This is a genomic window from Jannaschia formosa (assembly GCF_003340555.1).
In the GTDB taxonomy this organism is placed as follows: domain Bacteria; phylum Pseudomonadota; class Alphaproteobacteria; order Rhodobacterales; family Rhodobacteraceae; genus Jannaschia; species Jannaschia formosa.
On sequence record NZ_QPLJ01000006.1, the window covers coordinates 134,126 to 149,701 of the forward strand.

At 70.3% G+C, this 15,576-nt stretch carries 16 protein-coding genes; 6 read left to right on the forward strand and 10 right to left on the reverse strand.

Translation table 11 applies throughout. From position 1 onward, the window contains the following. Positions 1 to 46: 46 nt before the first annotated feature. Positions 47 to 1,390 (reverse strand): DNA-packaging protein, encoded by a 1,344-nt coding sequence (locus DR046_RS08980; RefSeq protein WP_370815947.1) that lies wholly within the window; start codon positions 1,388 to 1,390, stop codon positions 47 to 49. Continuing rightward, entirely contained in the window at positions 1,317 to 1,832 is a 516-nt protein-coding gene (locus tag DR046_RS24180) for a hypothetical protein (protein ID WP_245190882.1), read from the reverse strand. Before DR046_RS24180 ends, DR046_RS08980 begins: the two co-directional genes overlap by 74 nt. Positions 1,833 to 2,018: 186 nt before the next feature. Between DR046_RS24180 and DR046_RS08985 the strand changes: the two genes are divergently transcribed. Next, positions 2,019 to 2,327 (forward strand): hypothetical protein, encoded by a 309-nt coding sequence (locus DR046_RS08985; RefSeq protein ID WP_115382043.1) that lies wholly within the window; start codon positions 2,019 to 2,021, stop codon positions 2,325 to 2,327. Positions 2,328 to 2,401: 74 nt separating this feature from the next. On the opposite strand, the gene mltG is transcribed toward DR046_RS08985, so the two are convergent. From mltG to DR046_RS09025, 8 genes are all read right to left on the reverse strand, one after another. Further along, the gene (gene mltG / locus DR046_RS08990) at positions 2,402 to 3,571 is read right to left on the reverse strand and encodes an endolytic transglycosylase MltG (protein ID WP_115382044.1); all 1,170 of its coding nucleotides are present in this window, start codon (positions 3,569 to 3,571) and stop codon (positions 2,402 to 2,404) included. A 20-nt stretch (positions 3,572 to 3,591) separates the two neighbouring features. Next, complete coding sequence (gene fabF, locus DR046_RS08995) at positions 3,592 to 4,848, reverse strand: beta-ketoacyl-ACP synthase II (protein ID WP_115382045.1); 1,257 nt, start codon at positions 4,846 to 4,848, stop codon at positions 3,592 to 3,594. 78 nt (positions 4,849 to 4,926) lie between these two features. Next, on the reverse strand, positions 4,927 to 5,703 hold the full coding sequence (locus DR046_RS09000; protein ID WP_115382046.1) for an enoyl-CoA hydratase-related protein: 777 nt from the start codon (positions 5,701 to 5,703) through the stop codon (positions 4,927 to 4,929). Between the two features lie 126 nt (positions 5,704 to 5,829). Next, positions 5,830 to 6,279 carry a cytochrome c-type biogenesis protein gene (locus tag DR046_RS09005; RefSeq protein WP_115382047.1) on the reverse strand — a complete coding sequence of 150 codons (450 nt, stop codon included), beginning with the start codon at positions 6,277 to 6,279 and terminating at the stop codon, positions 5,830 to 5,832. Then, positions 6,276 to 8,246: a heme lyase CcmF/NrfE family subunit gene (locus DR046_RS09010; RefSeq protein WP_115382119.1), complete on the reverse strand. Its 1,971-nt coding sequence runs from the start codon at positions 8,244 to 8,246 to the stop codon at positions 6,276 to 6,278. Before DR046_RS09010 ends, DR046_RS09005 begins: the two co-directional genes overlap by 4 nt. Before the next feature lie 96 nt (positions 8,247 to 8,342). Continuing rightward, positions 8,343 to 8,888 (reverse strand): holin family protein, encoded by a 546-nt coding sequence (locus DR046_RS09015; protein WP_115382048.1) that lies wholly within the window; start codon positions 8,886 to 8,888, stop codon positions 8,343 to 8,345. After that, the gene (locus DR046_RS09020) at positions 8,879 to 9,490 is read right to left on the reverse strand and encodes a holin-associated N-acetylmuramidase (protein ID WP_115382049.1); all 612 of its coding nucleotides are present in this window, start codon (positions 9,488 to 9,490) and stop codon (positions 8,879 to 8,881) included. Before DR046_RS09020 ends, DR046_RS09015 begins: the two co-directional genes overlap by 10 nt. A 104-nt stretch (positions 9,491 to 9,594) precedes the next feature. After that, positions 9,595 to 10,821 (reverse strand): cytochrome b/b6 domain-containing protein, encoded by a 1,227-nt coding sequence (locus tag DR046_RS09025; protein WP_115382050.1) that lies wholly within the window; start codon positions 10,819 to 10,821, stop codon positions 9,595 to 9,597. 150 nt (positions 10,822 to 10,971) lie between these two features. Here DR046_RS09025 and fabD point away from each other — a divergent pair, with 150 nt between their 5' ends. The 5 genes from fabD to DR046_RS09050 all read left to right on the forward strand — a co-directional run bounded on the left by fabD (position 10,972) and on the right by DR046_RS09050 (position 15,560). Then, positions 10,972 to 11,913, forward strand: coding sequence for an ACP S-malonyltransferase (gene fabD, locus DR046_RS09030; protein ID WP_115382051.1), 942 nt, complete (start codon positions 10,972 to 10,974; stop codon positions 11,911 to 11,913). Positions 11,914 to 11,949: 36 nt separating this feature from the next. Then, positions 11,950 to 13,413, forward strand: coding sequence for a calcium-binding protein (locus DR046_RS24185; RefSeq protein WP_115382052.1), 1,464 nt, complete (start codon positions 11,950 to 11,952; stop codon positions 13,411 to 13,413). Positions 13,414 to 13,435: 22 nt separating this feature from the next. After that, the gene (fabG, locus tag DR046_RS09040; RefSeq protein ID WP_115382053.1) at positions 13,436 to 14,173 is read left to right on the forward strand and encodes a 3-oxoacyl-ACP reductase FabG; all 738 of its coding nucleotides are present in this window, start codon (positions 13,436 to 13,438) and stop codon (positions 14,171 to 14,173) included. Positions 14,174 to 14,353: 180 nt separating this feature from the next. Next, positions 14,354 to 14,590 carry an acyl carrier protein gene (locus DR046_RS09045; RefSeq protein ID WP_109563358.1) on the forward strand — a complete coding sequence of 79 codons (237 nt, stop codon included), beginning with the start codon at positions 14,354 to 14,356 and terminating at the stop codon, positions 14,588 to 14,590. Positions 14,591 to 14,687: 97 nt separating this feature from the next. Continuing rightward, the gene (locus tag DR046_RS09050) at positions 14,688 to 15,560 is read left to right on the forward strand and encodes a lysophospholipid acyltransferase family protein (RefSeq protein ID WP_115382054.1); all 873 of its coding nucleotides are present in this window, start codon (positions 14,688 to 14,690) and stop codon (positions 15,558 to 15,560) included. The last annotated feature ends 16 nt before the right edge of the window (positions 15,561 to 15,576 follow it).

The window sequence follows — 15,576 nt, forward strand, 5'->3', positions numbered from 1 at the left end:
GAAGGGCGCCTCCAGGGGCGCCCTCCTCGTCATGTCCATCCCGCCGTCACAGCATCCGCACCCGTGGCCCGGACTTCATCCGCGCCGGGTCCAGCATCGCGTCCCACAGCGCCCAGACCAGCGCGTCGACCCGGTCCGGAGACCCTCGGCCCTGATAGCCCGTCGCGCCCATCCGGCACATCTGGTCCTCGAGCAGGCCCAGCCCCCGCAGATGCCGCACCCGGCCCTGCTCATAGAGCGCCGCAACCGGCTCCGCCCGCGCGCCCTTGCCGTGGCGCGCCGTCACCTTCCGGTAGCTCACCAGCGGCGCCACCTGCCGCAGCACCGCCTCGATCATCTCGCCGCCCTGGTTGCCCTCGGCCACGACGCGATCGGCGTTCCAGCGGCCATATGCCCCGGCCACCGCCTCGGCCCATTTCATGGGCGAGGCAGCGGACACGGTCGCGTCCTCCAGCACCCAGGCCCGCCAATCCTTCGGCGGCCCCTTCGTCACGGCGCCGACGACCACGATTCCGGTCTCGTCAGACGCCCCGCCCGAACTGACGGCCGGGTCCAAACCCACGACGACCCGGTCGAAGATGGGCACCGCCTCAACCCGCAGCGCGTCCAGCCGCGCCGTCGTCCAGAACGCGCCTTCCATGTCTTCCAGCAGCACCCCGTCCAGCTCTTGCCGGCCCCGCCGCGTGCCCGCGTACTTCGCCCGCACTTCGTCGAGGAACGGCCTCGCCAGATGCGCCCGGTTGGCCTCGGTCGGCGCATGGGTCGTGACCGTCGTCGGCCGCGCCAGCACCTCCTTCAGAACCTCCACGTTCCGCGGCGTGGTCGTCACGACAACCCGAGGATCGTCGCCCAACCGCAGGCAGAACTGAAGGTTGTCCCAGGTCTCCTGCCCGCGCTTCCATTTGGCCAGCTCGTCGACCCAGGCCGCGTCGAATTGCGGCCCTCGCAGCGCCTCGGGATCATGCGCCGAGAAGGCCTGCGCCTCCGCCCCGTTCGGCCAGACCAGCTTGCGCTGGGTCGCTTTCCAGACGGGTCTCCTGTCCGGCGGAGAGCAGGCCAGTATCCCGCTCTCCCCCTCCACCATAACGTCACGGACCTGCTCGTAGGTCTCGCCGACCAGCGCCACGCGCCGCGCCCGTCCCGGCATCAGCGGCCGCGCGCCCTCGACCTGGGTCCGGACCCATTCGGCTCCGGCGCGGGTCTTGCCCGCGCCGCGCCCGCCCAGGATCACCCAGGCCCGCCAGCTTCCCTCGGGCGGCAACTGATGCGGCAAAGCCCAGAAGTCGAACAGCCAGGGCAGCGCGCCCAAGGCGTTGTCACTCAGCCCCTCCAGCCACGCCTGCCGCGCCCTCGGCGGCAGCCCGCAGATCGAGTCGGCGCCCAATCTCAGATCGGGCCGCGTCGAGGTCGAGCCCGTCTCCGCCCCGTTCGATCCGTCCTGCATCCTGGACCTTCCCTTCCAAGTCGACCGCCGAGATGACGGCCCTGGTCAGCTCCCGCATCAGGCGCTCCAGGTCGGGATCCTTTCCATCCCAATCCGGCGACGCCTTCACGGTCGCGACCTTGCGATCCACCAGTTCGCGGAGCGCTTCCATGCTCCGCAGCGCCGCTTCCGCGCGCGCCTTCATCCCGCCCGGGCCCGCGGCCCCGGCGATCGTTCCCACCTCGTCTTGCATGGTCAGCTCCGTGCAGGTTTCCCCCGGTCCGCACGACGCGAAAATGAAAGAGCGCCACGACTCGGTCTTCCCGAACCCCGGCGCCTCGCCCACTTCCTTCAGCTTGATCGAAATGTCCCGGAGAGCGTTCGCTCGGTCAAGCGTGAAGAACGGCACAGCTGCAAAACTTCTATTCCGCATTGAAACACCGACAGAATCTCCCGGATAAGCGGAACGTGGCGCACAACCATTCGCCCTCTTGCATTTCCCGTGGAACCTCATCTGCCGATGGCGCATTGACTTATTGTCACCAAACAGCGGACCCTGTCTGCTTAGGCTTCAACCAAGAAAGGGCTTTGGGAAATGAAGACCGTCACGCTTGCACTCGCCGCCGCCGTCCTGGCCGCGACGCCCGCCTTCCCCCAGGTCGTCGTCACCGATACCAACCCCGCGCTGCCTGTCGGCGTCGAAGGGGACCGGTCGATCCGGGTCGTGCGTCCGGCCGGGCAGCAGCCGGTGCTGATCTCCGGAGAGACCGTCATCTCGGCGACCCAGCCGACCGACCTCAACCTGACCCCGCTTCCGGGGATGGAGTTCAGCTTCACCAATCAGGGCGGTCAGATCGTCATCGTCGCGCCCGCGAACCGGACGATCCAGTACTTCGACAACTGATCGCGCACGCGTTTCGAACGGAAGGGCGGCCCTCGGGCCGCCCTTTTTGCATCAACTCGCGCCGTCCCGGCCCGTCAGTTGCTGTCCGTCGACTCCCGCGCCGCCTCGATCGCACGCCAGGCGGCGACGTTCTCGTTGTGCTCGGCCAGCGTCCGCGCGAAGGCGTGGCCCCCGGTGCCGTCAGCGACGAAGAAGATATAGTCGCTCTCCGCCGGATCGACCGCGGCGCGGATCGACTGCGCGCTCGGGTTGGCGATCGGCCCTGGCGGCAGGCCGTCGATGCGGTAGGTGTTGTAGGGCGTCGCCTCGTCCAGCTCGCTGCGCAGCAGGCCCCGGCCCAGCGAGCCGCGCCCGCCGGTGACGCCGTAGATGACCGTCGGGTCCGTCTGCAGCCGCATTCCCTGATTCAGGCGGTTCACGAAGACCGCCGAGACCAACTCCCGCTCATCCGCGACGGCCGTCTCCTTCTCGATGATCGAGGCGAGCGTCAGCATTTCCGCCGGGCTCGCCAGCGGCAGGCCCGGGGCGCGGTTGGCCCAGGCCTCGGCGATGATGAGTTCCTGCGCGTCCTGCATCCGGTCGATCAGCGCGCCCGCATCCGCGCCTTCCGAGACCTCGTAGGTGTCCGGCGCCAGCGTCCCCTCAGCGGGCACCGCCAGGTCCTCGGTCCCGGTCAGGAAATCCGCCGCCTTCAGCCCCTCGACCACCTCCCAGGAGGTGAGGCCCGGCGCAACCGAGACGCGCCAGGTGATCGGCACCCCGCTTGCCACCAGTTCGGTATAGGCCTCGGGCACCGGGTCGACCCCCGGCTGGAAGGTCGCGATCTCGATCACCTCCGACGACCCCGGCTGCCGCTCGCGCGCGCGGACCTCCGGCCCCGAGGCGCGCAGGACGTGGGTCACCGTGTAGGGGAAGACCGAGGGCCCGCCGGCGGTGATGATGTCCAGCACCTCCGGCATCGTTGCCCCTGCCGGGATCTCGTAGGTCCCGAACTTGATCTCGTCGTCCCGCTCGGAATATTTCGCGCCGATCCGGAAGATGCTGTCGGAGGCGACGATGCCCTCGGCGGCGAGCGCCTCGCTGACACGGGTCAGGGACGCGCCGCGCGGCACCTCGAAGAAGGTCGCCTCGTCCAGCGGGCCCGGACCCGACCATTGCGACTGACCGATCTGGATCAGGCCGATCAGGACGATGATCCCGACGATCCCCAGCGTCAGCGCATTGGAGGCGATATGCTTCCACATCCGACGGTTACACTCCGAAGTTAAGACGGTTTCGCCAGCACCAGCGAGGCATTCGTACCGCCGAACCCGAAGGAGTTCGAGACCGCGACATCGATCTTCCGCCGCTCGGCGACCTTCGGCGCAAGCGACATCTTCGCCTCCACATCGGGCGTGTCGAGGTTCAGCGTCGGCGGCGCAATCTGGTCGCGCAGGGCCAGCACGCAGAAGATCGCCTCGACCGCGCCCGCCGCGCCCAGCAGGTGCCCGATGGCCGATTTGGTCGAGGACATCGTGGCCTTCGAGGCATGCGCACCCAGCACCCGCTCCACCGCGCCCAGTTCGATCGTGTCGGCCATGGTCGAGGTGCCGTGGGCGTTCACGTAGTCGACGGCCCCCGGCTCCAGCCCCGCGTTGCGCAACGCGGCGCGCATGGCGCGCTCTCCGCCGTCGCCATCCTCGGACGGGGCGGTGATGTGATAGGCGTCGCCGGACATGCCGTAGCCCTTCACCTCGGCATAGATCTTCGCGCCGCGAGCCTTGGCGTGCTCGTATTCCTCCAGCACGAGGATGCCCGCGCCCTCGCCCATGACGAACCCGTCGCGGTCCGCGCTATAGGGGCGCGAGGCCTTGGTCGGGTCGTCCTTCCACTTGGTCGACAACGCCTTGCAGGCGTTGAACCCGGCGATTCCGATCTCGCAGATCGGCGCCTCGGCGCCCCCCGCGATCATCACGTCGGCATCGTCCAGCATGATCATCCGCGCCGCGTCGCCGATGGCATGGGCCCCTGTCGCGCAGGCGGTGACGGGGGCGTGGTTCGGCCCCTTGAACCCGTAGCGGATCGAGACCTGCCCCGAGACGAGGTTGATCAGCGCCGAGGGGATGAAGAACGGAGAGACGCGCCGCGGGCCCCGCTCCTTCAGGGTCACCGCCGTCTCCGCGATGGTCTCCAGCCCGCCGATGCCCGAGCCGATCATGACCCCGGTGCGCAGCTTGCCTTCCTCGCCAGGCGCCCAGCCGCTGTCCTCGACGGCCTGCGCGGCGGCGGCCAGGCCATAGAGGATGAAGTCGTCGACCTTGCGCTGCTCCTTCGGTTCCATCCAGTCGTCGGGGTTGAAGGTGCCGTCGCTGCCGTCGCCGCGCGGGATCTCGCAGGCATAGGTGGTCGCCAGATGCGAGGCGTCGAAGCGGGTGATCGTGCCCGCGCCGGACTGCCCGTCCAGCAAGCGGCGCCACGTCTCCTCGACCCCGCAGGCCAGCGGCGTCACCATTCCCAATCCGGTCACGACTACTCGGCGCATGTCACCGTCCCCCTGCCTGGCATCCGGGGCCAGTTAAGCCGCCAGGCCGCTCGCCGCAAGGGTGCGGCCCCGGCCCGGTCAGCGCCCCTCGAAGGCGGCGGGGCGCTTTTCGAGGAAGGCAAGCACGCCCTCCTTGAAGTCCCGCGTCTTCCCGGCCTCGCCCTGCAGCCGCGCCTCCAGCGCCAGCTGCTGGTCCATGCTGTTGTCGAAGCTGCCCCGGATCGCCTCCTTGACGGCCCGATAGGCGACCGAGGGCCCTCGGGCGAGGTGCCGCGCCCGCTCGTTCCAGACCTCGTGGAATTCCGCGTCCGGCACCGCTTCCCAGATCATCCCCCAGTCCGCCGCCTTCCGCGCCGGGACCGGCTCCGCGAAAAGCGCCGCGCCCATCGCCCGCGCCGTCCCGATCTGGCGCGGCAGCCAGTAGGTCCCGCCCGCGTCAGGAATCAGCCCGATCCGCGTGAAGGCCTGCAGGAAGACGGCGCCTTCCGTAGCGATCACCACGTCGCAAGCCAGCGCCAGGTTTGCCCCCGCCCCCGCCGCCGGACCGTTGACGGCGGCGATTGTCGGAACCTTGCAGTCGAAGATGGCGCGCAGCATCGGCTCGTACTCGTCGCGCAGCGTCCGCTCCAGGTTGAGATCGTCCATGTTCGCCCGGTCGCCCAGATCCTGGCCCGAGCAGAAGGCCTTGCCCTTGCCCGTCATCACCAGCACCCGCGCCTCGTCGCCGGCCGTCTTGACGGCGTGCAGGATCTCTGCCCGCATCTGCGTCGATAGCGCGTTCATCACCTCGGGCCGGTTGAGCTGCAGCACCGCGACGTCGTCGCGGACGCTCAGGCGGATCGTCTCGTAGTTCATCTGGCCCTCCGGGGTTGCGGCGGCAAAGGTAGCTGCCCCGGCCGATGAGCGGAAGAGCGACCCGGCGGCAGAAATGCCGGGCAGCCGGCCGGGCCACAGGGCGGGCATCACCCTGCCCGGCACCGCCTACCGTCCGCTCATCAGATCCTTCAGCCGCGCCTCCTCCGCCTCGGAGAGAGTCTCGGGCCCAGCCTTGCGCTGGCCCCGCACATGCGCGACGGCGACGCCCCCGCCCAGCAGCAGAAGCGCCAGCGGCGCACCCCACAGCAGCAGCGTGGAGCCCGTCGCGGGCGGGTTCAGCAGCACGTACTCGCCGTAGCGGTCGACGAGGAAGTCGATCACCTCCGCATCGCTGTCCCCCGCGACCAGCCGCTCCCGCACCAGCAGGCGCAGGTCGCGGGCGAGGTCGGCATTGCTCTCGTCGATGGACTCATTGCGGCAGACGAGGCAGCGGATGCCCTCGGACAGCGCCCGCGCCCGCGCCTCCAGCGCTGGATCGTCCAGCACCTCGTCGGGCTGCACCGCTCCCGCCGCCGTGGCGACGAGCAGCATCGCGCCGGCCAGCCAGGCCCTCATTCCGCCGGCACCGGCTGCGGTGTCGCCTTCCGGGCGCCCGCCGCCACGCGGTACCGCCGGTCGGTCAGCGACACGATCCCGCCCAGAGCCATGATGATCGCGCCGCCCCAGACCCAGTTGGCGAAGGGCTTGATATAGACCCGCACGGCCCAGCCCCCGCCGGTCTGCGGATCGCCGATCACGGCATAGAAGTCACGGGTGAAGCCGTTGTCGATGCCCGCCTCGGTCGTCGGCATCTGCGCGACCGGGTACACCCGCTTCTCGGCGGGCAGCACACCGATATCGCGCCCGTCCTCGTAGACATGCATCCGCGCGAGGGTCGATATGTAGTTCGGCCCCTGCACCCGGCTCACATCCTCCAGCACGATCTCATAGGCGCCCAGCGTCATGCGGTCGCCGATGTTCATGACCTCGATCTTCTCCTGCTCCCAGGTGACCAGCGCGGCGACCCCGAAGATCGTGATCCCGAGTCCGCCATGCGCCAGCGCCTTGCCCCAGTCGGCCCCCGGCAACCGCGTCAGCCGCGACAGCCGCCCCGAGAGCGGCCCCCGCCCCGTTCGCGACCAGAGATCGATCAGCGAGGCGACGACCAGCCAGACGCCAAGCGCGGCGCCCAGCGGGCCACCCAGCGACCGCTCGGTCTCCATCGCCCAGACCAGCCCGGCGACGGCGATGGCCAGCACGGCGGCGGGCAGCATCTTGCGCATGGTTGCCCCCGTGCCCCGCTTCCACGGCAGGATCGAGCCCAGCGGCAGGATGATGGCCAGCGCGATGACGAAGGGCGTGAAGGCCGCGTTGAAGAAGGGCGGGCCGACCGACAGCTTCCGGTCGAAGGCCATCTCGGCGATCAGCGGCCAGATCGTGCCGATGAAGACGACGAAGCAGGCGACCGCCAGCAGCAGGTTGTTGGCGACCAGCGCGCTCTCGCGGCTGACCACGCCGAACACGCCCTTGGCCTGCATCGTCGGGGCCCGCCACGCGAACAGCGCCAGCGCGCCGCCGGTGAAGATCCCGAGGATGGCCAGGATATAGACCCCCCGCTCGGGGTCGTTGGCGAAGGCATGCACGCTGGTCAGGACGCCCGAGCGGACAATGAAGGTGCCGACCAGCGAGAAACCGAAGGCGAGGATGGCGAGCAGGATCGTCCAGGATTTCAGCGCCTCGCGCTTCTCGACCACGATGGCCGAATGAAGCAGGGCGGCGGCGATCAGCCAGGGCATGAACGAGGCGTTCTCGACGGGGTCCCAGAACCAGAACCCGCCCCAGCCGAGTTCGTAATAGGCCCACCACGACCCCAGCGCGATGCCGATGGTCAGGAACAGCCAGGCCGCCAGCGTCCAGGGCCGCACCCAGCGTCCCCAGGCCGCGTCGACCCGGCCCTCCAGCAACGCGGCGACCGCGAAGCTGAACGCCATGCTGAGACCGACGTAGCCGAGGTAGAGGAACGGCGGGTGGAAGGCCAGGCCGGGGTCCTGAAGCAGCGGGTTCAGATCCTCGCCGTTGAAGGGCGGAACGGCCAGCCGCGTGAACGGGTTCGAGGTGAAGATGATGAAGGCGTAGAAGGCCACTCCGACGCTCGCCTGCACCCCAAGGACCCGGGCCCGCAGCGTCGGCGGCAACTGCTGCCCGAACCAGGCGGCGGCCGCCCCGAACAGCGCCAGGATCAGCACCCAGAGCAGCAGCGACCCTTCGTGATTCCCCCAGACGCCGGTGACCTTGTAGAGCATCGGCTTGTCGGTGTGGGAGTTCAGGACGACCAGCCTGAGCGAGAAATCCGAGGTCACGAAGGCATAGGTCAGCGCCGCAAAACTGAACGCGACCAGCAGAACCTGCACTGTCGCGGCGGGCGAGGCGACGGCCATCCACCCGCTCCATCGGTAGTGGGCGCCGATCAGCGGGATCACCATCTGCACGAGCGCGGTGGCGAAGGCGAGGACGAGGGCGAAGTGGCCGAACTCTACGATCATGCCCCCGGTATAGGCGAGCCGCTTCGCCGCGCCAACGGGGTGCGGCGTCACGCCTGCGTCAGCGGGCCGCCCCGGAAGGCGGGCCGGATCGCCGGCTCAGCCGCCGCTCCGCGCCGCGCGCCATTCCGCAAGGGCGGCGTTGTCGTCCGCCTCCTCGACCTCCGGCCCGGCGACCTCCTCCGGCCGGTCCGGCGCGATCCAGGCGGAATGGACGGGCTCGGGCAGCTCCGGCGCCGGCGGCGCAGAGGGCCCGCGCGCGTAATGCAGCTCCCGCGCACCGAAGTAGAAGCCCACGATCGCGCCCAGCAGCCACCACAGCGGGTCCGGCACATAACCCAGCCCCTCCATCCGCGCGGCGAAACCCACGGGCTCGGCCATGGCATAGACGAACAGCCCCAGCGTCCCGAGCGCCAGCAGCGGTCGCGGCAGGCGGTTGAGCCCGTCCACCACCCGGTCGAACAGCCCCCGCTTGGGCAGCGCGAACTCCGCGCCCAGCTGGTCCAGCGCGGCCTTCCGGCCCGCATGGACCAGCGCCTGGCCCTCGGTGGCGTTGGGGACGAAGACCTCCGACAGCCCCTGCGCCGCCCGGCCCAGCGTCGCCACCGCGCCGCCCGCGCGGGCGAGTCCCCCGATCATCCCCATGCCGCCACCCGTGCCTTGTGCTGCGCCTCGCTCAGGTGGTGGCGCGGCGAGATGAACTCCTCGGCGCGCCGGATCCAGCCGCCCTTGCCGCCATCCCGCCGCCGCGCGTATTTCCGCGAGGCCGGGCGCCGGTCTGCGAGCGCGTAATAGTAGTTGCGCCGCGCGATTCCGTAGGCGTCGGCGATGTGGTCCGGCGCCTCCTCGGCGGCTTCGCGGGCCGCAGCGGCCGTGCGCGGCCCCAGCGCCCCGTCGACCGCGACGCGCTGCCCCATCCGGTTCAGCAGCCGCTGAAGGATGCGCACGGCATTGTCGCCGGCGTTCACATACATGTCGAAGACGCTGGCCTGCAGCGCCTCGGGCAGCAGGTCGATGCGCGGGCGGGCGAAATAGTGCTCCATGAAGATGTCGGTCGCCTGCGCGCGGCTTACCCGGCGGACATCGGCCGCGTCCACGTCCCCGTCGCCGTCGAGATCCAGACCGAGGCGCCGCATCGTGTGGATGGTGACGCCGTGATTCGTCGCCCCTCCGGGGTCGTCCGGGTCGTTCACGTAGCCGCCCTCGCGGGCGACGATCTCCTCTGCGATGGATCTGACGCTGTGCATGACCGCTCCCTTCCCGTGGTCCGAGGAAGCAAGCGGCTAAGGCCGAGCACGGGGTCGCTCAATTGCGGGTAAAGGCGGGGTTAACGCCCCGGGGGCGGCGCGCGCTACTCCGCGCGCACCGCCGTCAGCGCCACGTCCAGCGCCACCCCGAACCCGACGGAGCTTTCGTCGGGATAGGTCTCTCCCATCCCGAAATCGCGCCGGTCGAGCGAGGCCTGTCCTGTCATGGCCGCGCGGTCGCCTTCGATCTCCAGCGTGAAGGGGAGTCGCAACGGGATCTCGACGCCGCGCAGGTCCAGCGTGCCGTCCGCGACATAGTCTTCGCCGTCTGCCAGGATCGTGGCCGAGAAGGTCGCCTGCGGATACTCGCCCGAGGCGAGGAACTCCGCCCCCGTCGCCTGCTCCGAGACGGAGCCCAGCGTCAGCGACCCCGTCGAGACTCCGACCTCGACCGTGCCGAAGCTGCCGTCCGCGCGCGGCGTCTCGTCGAAGTCGATCGCCGCCTGCCAGTCTCTAAAGGTGCCGGTGACGGGCGAGCCCAGCTGCGTGACGGTGATCGACAGCGTCCCCTCCTCGACGGTCCAGGTCGACACACCCTCGACGGAGGCCGCCTGCGCCTCGACCGCCTGAACCCCCTGCGGCGCGATGGCGAAGCCCGCGCCCAGCGCCACCGCCCAGACCGCCAGCGCCGCGACGAAGGGCGCGACATGGGCCTTGCCCCCGGCCAGCGGCCCCGGATCGGCGCCGCGCCACATCCGCGCGAAGGTCGAATCCCTGTCGACGAACAGGTGCTTCAGCGCCCCCGCGATGTGCAGCGCCAGCGCGATCACCAGCACCCGCTCGAAGGTCATGTGCAGCACGGCCAGGCGCGCCGAAAGCTCCGGATCCTTCGGCAGGAAGGGCAGCGACTGCCCGAACGGCCACCAGATCGGCGCGAAACCCTCGGCGGTGGCGTGATGCGCCCAGCCCAACAGCGGCACCAGCAGCAGAGAGCCGTAGAGCAGCCAGTGGACCGCCGAGGCCGCGAAGGTCTCCACCTTGCGGTCGGGATGCAGCGGCGCGGGGCGCGGCTGGCTCAGCGCCCAGGCGATGCGGGCGAGCGCGACGAAGAAGATCGTGACGCCGACCGTCTTGTGGAAGCTGAACAGGAAGGCCTTGCGCGCCAGCGCCTCGTCGCTGTCGAACGGCGCATCATGAGCGATCACGCCCAGCGCAATGACCGTGGGGATCAGCAGGGCGATGGCCCAATGGAAGGCGCGCTCCACCCAACCATAGGTCGAGGGCGTGTTGGTCGCGGCGCTGCGCGTCGGCGCGGCGGTATCGGTCGGCATGGCGGTGTCTCCGAATTTTCCGCCGCAATCTGCCCGCATCGGCGAGTCCGGCCAATTGCAAATGCCGCACAGCGTCCGTGCGCCGCGCCCCCAGCTTGAAGCGTGGCGCCCCGCCCGCTAGACGAGCCTGACCTTGAGGGAGGGGCCGAGATGAGAGCCTTCGTGTTTCCGGGCCAGGGCGCCCAGACCATCGGCATGGGGCGAGAGCTGGCCGATGCCTACCCGGCCGCCCGCGCCGTCTTCGACGCGGTGGACGCCGCGCTGGGGGAGGACCTGTCCGGCCTGATCTGGTCCGGCAGCATCGACGACCTGACCCTGACCCGCAACGCCCAGCCCGCGCTGATGGCGACCTCCATCGCCGCGCTCCGCGCGCTGGAGGCCGAGGGCGTCTCGGTCGCGAGGCACGCCGCCTACGTGGCCGGGCACTCGCTGGGCGAGTATTCCGCCCTCGTCGCCGCCGGCGCGCTGGACCTGGGCGACGCGGCCCGGCTCCTGCGCATCCGCGGCGAGGCGATGCAATCCGCCGTGCCCGTCGGCGAAGGCGCGATGGCCGCCCTGCTCGGCATGGGCTTCGAGGAGGCGCAGGCCGTCGCCCGCGACGCCGCCGACGGGCAGGTCCTCCAGGCCGCCAACGACAACGATCCGACGCAGGTCGTCATCTCCGGCCACCGCGCAGCGGTCGAGCGGGCCGTGGCGCTGGCGAAGGACCGCGGCGCCAAACGCGCCATGCTGCTGCCCGTCTCCGCCCCGTTCCATTGCCAGCTCATGGACCCGGCAGCCGACGTGATGGCGGAGGCGCTGGACGACGTGGAGATCGCTGATCCGGTCGTCCCGCTGATCGCCAACGTCACGGCCGAGCCCGCCAGCGACTCGACCCGTATCCGGTCGCTGCTGGTCGACCAGGTCACCGGCTCCGTCCGCTGGCGCGAAAGCGTCCTGACCCTCGCGAATAGCGGCGTCACCGAGATCTGGGAGATCGGGGCGGGCAAGGCCCTGTCCGGCATGATCCGCCGCATCGACAAGTCCATCGCCACCCGCGCCATCGGCACGCCTGCCGAGGTCGCCGAGGCCGCCGCCGCGTTGCGAGGCTGACGCTCCAATTCCGCGACGCGCGACGGAGGATCGGCCATGACCGCCACCGCCAAGCCCTGGCATCACTTCGTCAACGCCTTCGCCGAGGCGCTGGCGAAGGACGACCGGGAGGCGTTCCGTGCCGCGCTCCAGACCGCGCTTTCGGGCGAGGACGTCACGCTCGACTACGAGAACCGCCTGCTGATCGACGGGAACGAGGCAGGCCGGGCCTATAACGCGATGGGTCAGTCCGACATGGGACTCTACCTGATCCTCGCGGGGGCGCAGTGGGACGTGCCCAAGTGGATCGACGGCGGCATGGCCGCCTTCCGCGTCATGCTGACCGACCACGAGGCGGGCGGCCTCGGCCTGCTCGACCTGGAGGCCGAGACGGCATGGTTCGCGGGCCTGACCTCCCGCAGCGCGGACACGATCGGCGGCACGCTGAACAAGCATCTCTACGCCGCGCGCCAGATCCTCCTCGCCGCAGACGTGCTGGAGGAGGTCGGGCGCCCGGACGCTGCCGCGCTCTACCAGCGCGCCGGAGAGGCCGGGCTGCGAAAGATGGTCCTCGGGGAGCATGGCCCGCGGCTCGCGGACTTCTTCGTGCACGATCAGGCCGGAGAGCCGGTGCTGAACGCCTGGGCCTATTACCGCGTCGACGACGCCGACCCGTCGCGCCCCGCCTATGTCCGACGGGACGTCCTGAACGCCGAGTATCACGGCTTCGACATGAAGCTCATCCATCAGGTCGCGGCCCTGGTCGGTCCCGAATTCGACTGGGCGCCCTTCCATGCGACGCAGGTCGACGGGCTGACCGCCTTCGGCGCCATGCTGGAGGTCGTGCTGAACAAGCTCGACAGCGGCGGGATGGAGGTCGGCACGCCGGTCCCGCTCGGCCAGTTCACCCGCAGCCCGGACGGGGACGAAGACCTGCCGAGCCCGGAGGCCATGGCCTGGTTCGAGAGCTTCCTTCCGGCCCCTGACATCGAGGGGACTGGGGCGGCGGAGCGTCTGCGCGGGACCTCTGGCGCCGACAGCATCGTCGCGATGGGCGGCGGCGACCGGATCGACGGGGGCGCAGGCGACGACCGGGTGCGCGGCGGCGACGGGGACGACCGGATCGCCGGGGGCGACGGCGCGGACCGGCTGAACGGCGGTCAGGGCGACGACACGCTGATCGGGTCCGCAGGCGACGACGTGCTGATCGGCGGGCCCGGCGCGGATGCCTTCGCCTTCGTCGCCACCGGGGGCGTGGATCGGGTGCTGGACTTCGGCGCGGGCGACCGGCTCGCCCTCGACGACCGCTTCCTCGGCGGTGCGGGCACCACGCGGCCGCGGCCGCTGGATCCTTTCGTCTTCGCCATCGGCGAGGCGACGCCAGAGACCCGCGTGCTCTATGACCCGCGGACCGGCCTCCTGTCGGTCGATTTCGACGGCGCGGGGCCGGACGCCCCACGCGCCGTCGCGATTCTGAGCGGGGCGCCGACGCTCGACGCCTCGGACCTCCTGCTGTTCTGATCACATGAAGAAAGGCCCATAGATGTTTGACCTAACAGGAAAGTCGGCGCTCATAACCGGCGCATCGGGCGGCATCGGCGCCGCCATCGCCACCGCGCTCCACGGCGCGGGCGCGACCGTCGGCCTGTCCGGCACGCGCGAGGATCCTCTCAACGCCCTCGCCGGGACGCTCGGCGAGCGCGCCCATGTCCTGCCCTGCGACCTGTCCGACGCCGAGGCGGTCAACGCGCTGCCGAAGCGCGCGACAGAGGCGATGGGCGCCGTCGACATCCTGGTGAACAACGCCGGCATCACCCGCGACAACCTGTTCATGCGCATGTCCGAGGAGGAGTGGCAGTCGGTGCTCGACGTCAACCTGACCTCGGCCTTCCGCCTGTCGAAGGGCGTGATGCGCGGGATGATGAAGGCCCGCTGGGGCCGGATCGTGAACATCAGCTCCATCGTCGGCGCGACCGGCAATCCGGGCCAGGCGAACTATGCCGCCTCCAAGGCCGGCATGGTCGGCATGGCGAAGTCGCTCGCCTACGAGGTCGCCTCTCGCGGGATCACCGTCAACGCCGTCGCGCCGGGCTTCATCGCGACGCCGATGACCGACAAGCTGACCGACGAGCAGAAGGCGAAGATCGACGCGCAGATTCCCGCCGGCCGCATGGGAAAGCCGGAAGAGATCGCGGCGGCGACGCTCTACCTCGCGTCGCCCGAGGCGGCCTATGTCACCGGCACGGTGCTGCACGTGAACGGCGGAATGGCGATGCTCTGACGGCGTCAATCGGCGGCCCGACAAAGGATTTGCCATCCTGTCGCACCGCCGCTAGAGGAGGCGCACATTTTCCCGGGGGGCTTGACGGCCGACCCGACGTTCACACATTCGTGAGCGGCCCGGCATGGGGCCAACATGCGCAGACAGGGCCAGGAACGGCCGCAAGGTAGGGATGAGAGCATGAGCGACAACATCGAAGAGCGCGTCCGCCAGAAGGTCGTCGAGCATCTGGGCGTCGAAGAGGACAAGGTCGTGGCCAATGCCTCGTTCATCGACGACCTGGGCGCCGACTCGCTCGACACCGTCGAGCTCGTGATGGCGTTCGAGGAAGAGTTCGGCATCGAGATCCCCGACGACGCGGCCGAGTCGATCCAGACCTTCGGTGACGCCGTGACCTTCATCAAGGCCAACACCTGACAGCCTCTCGCAGTCGAGACGAACGGGCGCCCTGGTGGCGCCCTTTTTCGTGGCCGGCTGTCATGGAACCGTCACCTCTGCCCCGTTAAACCGGCCCATGGTCCGATCCGTCGCCAGCGACATCACCTATGCCACCGGCGCCCGCTCGGCCTCCGGCCGGCTGCTGATCCGGGGGATGGAGGCGCTCGGCGGCCGGACGATCCTGCTGCGCCGGGCCGAGGGCTATGACCGGGCCGTCGCCGGCGGCGCCGTCTTCTGGGAGGAGATGGCGCAGCGTTACGGCCTGCGCCCGCAGATCCTGCGCGGGCGTCTCGACGCGATCCCCTCCACCGGGCCCGTCGTCGTCGTCGCCAACCACCCATACGGCATCCTTGACGGGCTGGTCCTGTCGCTGCTGCTCAGCCGGGCGCGGCCGGGCGGCTTCAAGGTCATCGCCAACGACGTCTTCCTGCGGTCGCCGGACCTGGCCGACGTCGTCCTGCCGGTCTCCTTCGACGGCACCCGCGACGGGCAGGAGGTCAACCTGGCCATGCGCCGCGCCGCGCTGTCCTTCCTCGCCGACGGCGGCATCGTCGGCGTCTTTCCGGGCGGCGCCGTCTCGACCGCGCAGCGCCCGCTCGGGCGGGCGATGGACCCGCCCTGGCGGGGCTTCTCGGCCAAGCTGATCCGCAAGTCGGGGGCCACCGTCGTGCCGATCCATTTCGAGGGCGCCAATTCGCGCCTGTTCCAGCTCGCCTCGCATCTGCACGCGACGCTGCGCCTCGGCCTGCTGATCCGGGAGTTCCGCGCCCGCACCGACGGGCCGGTCCGGTTCTCGGTCGGCGCGCCCATCCCGCCGCAACAGATCGCCGCACATTCCGGCACCCAGACGGAGCTGATGGACTGGCTCCGCCGGAAGACCTATGAAGCCGGAGGAGCGACGCCCGATCCGGGCTTCGACTGGGACAGACAGAGGGCGGGCTGCACCTGAGACCACGCCCCGAGGG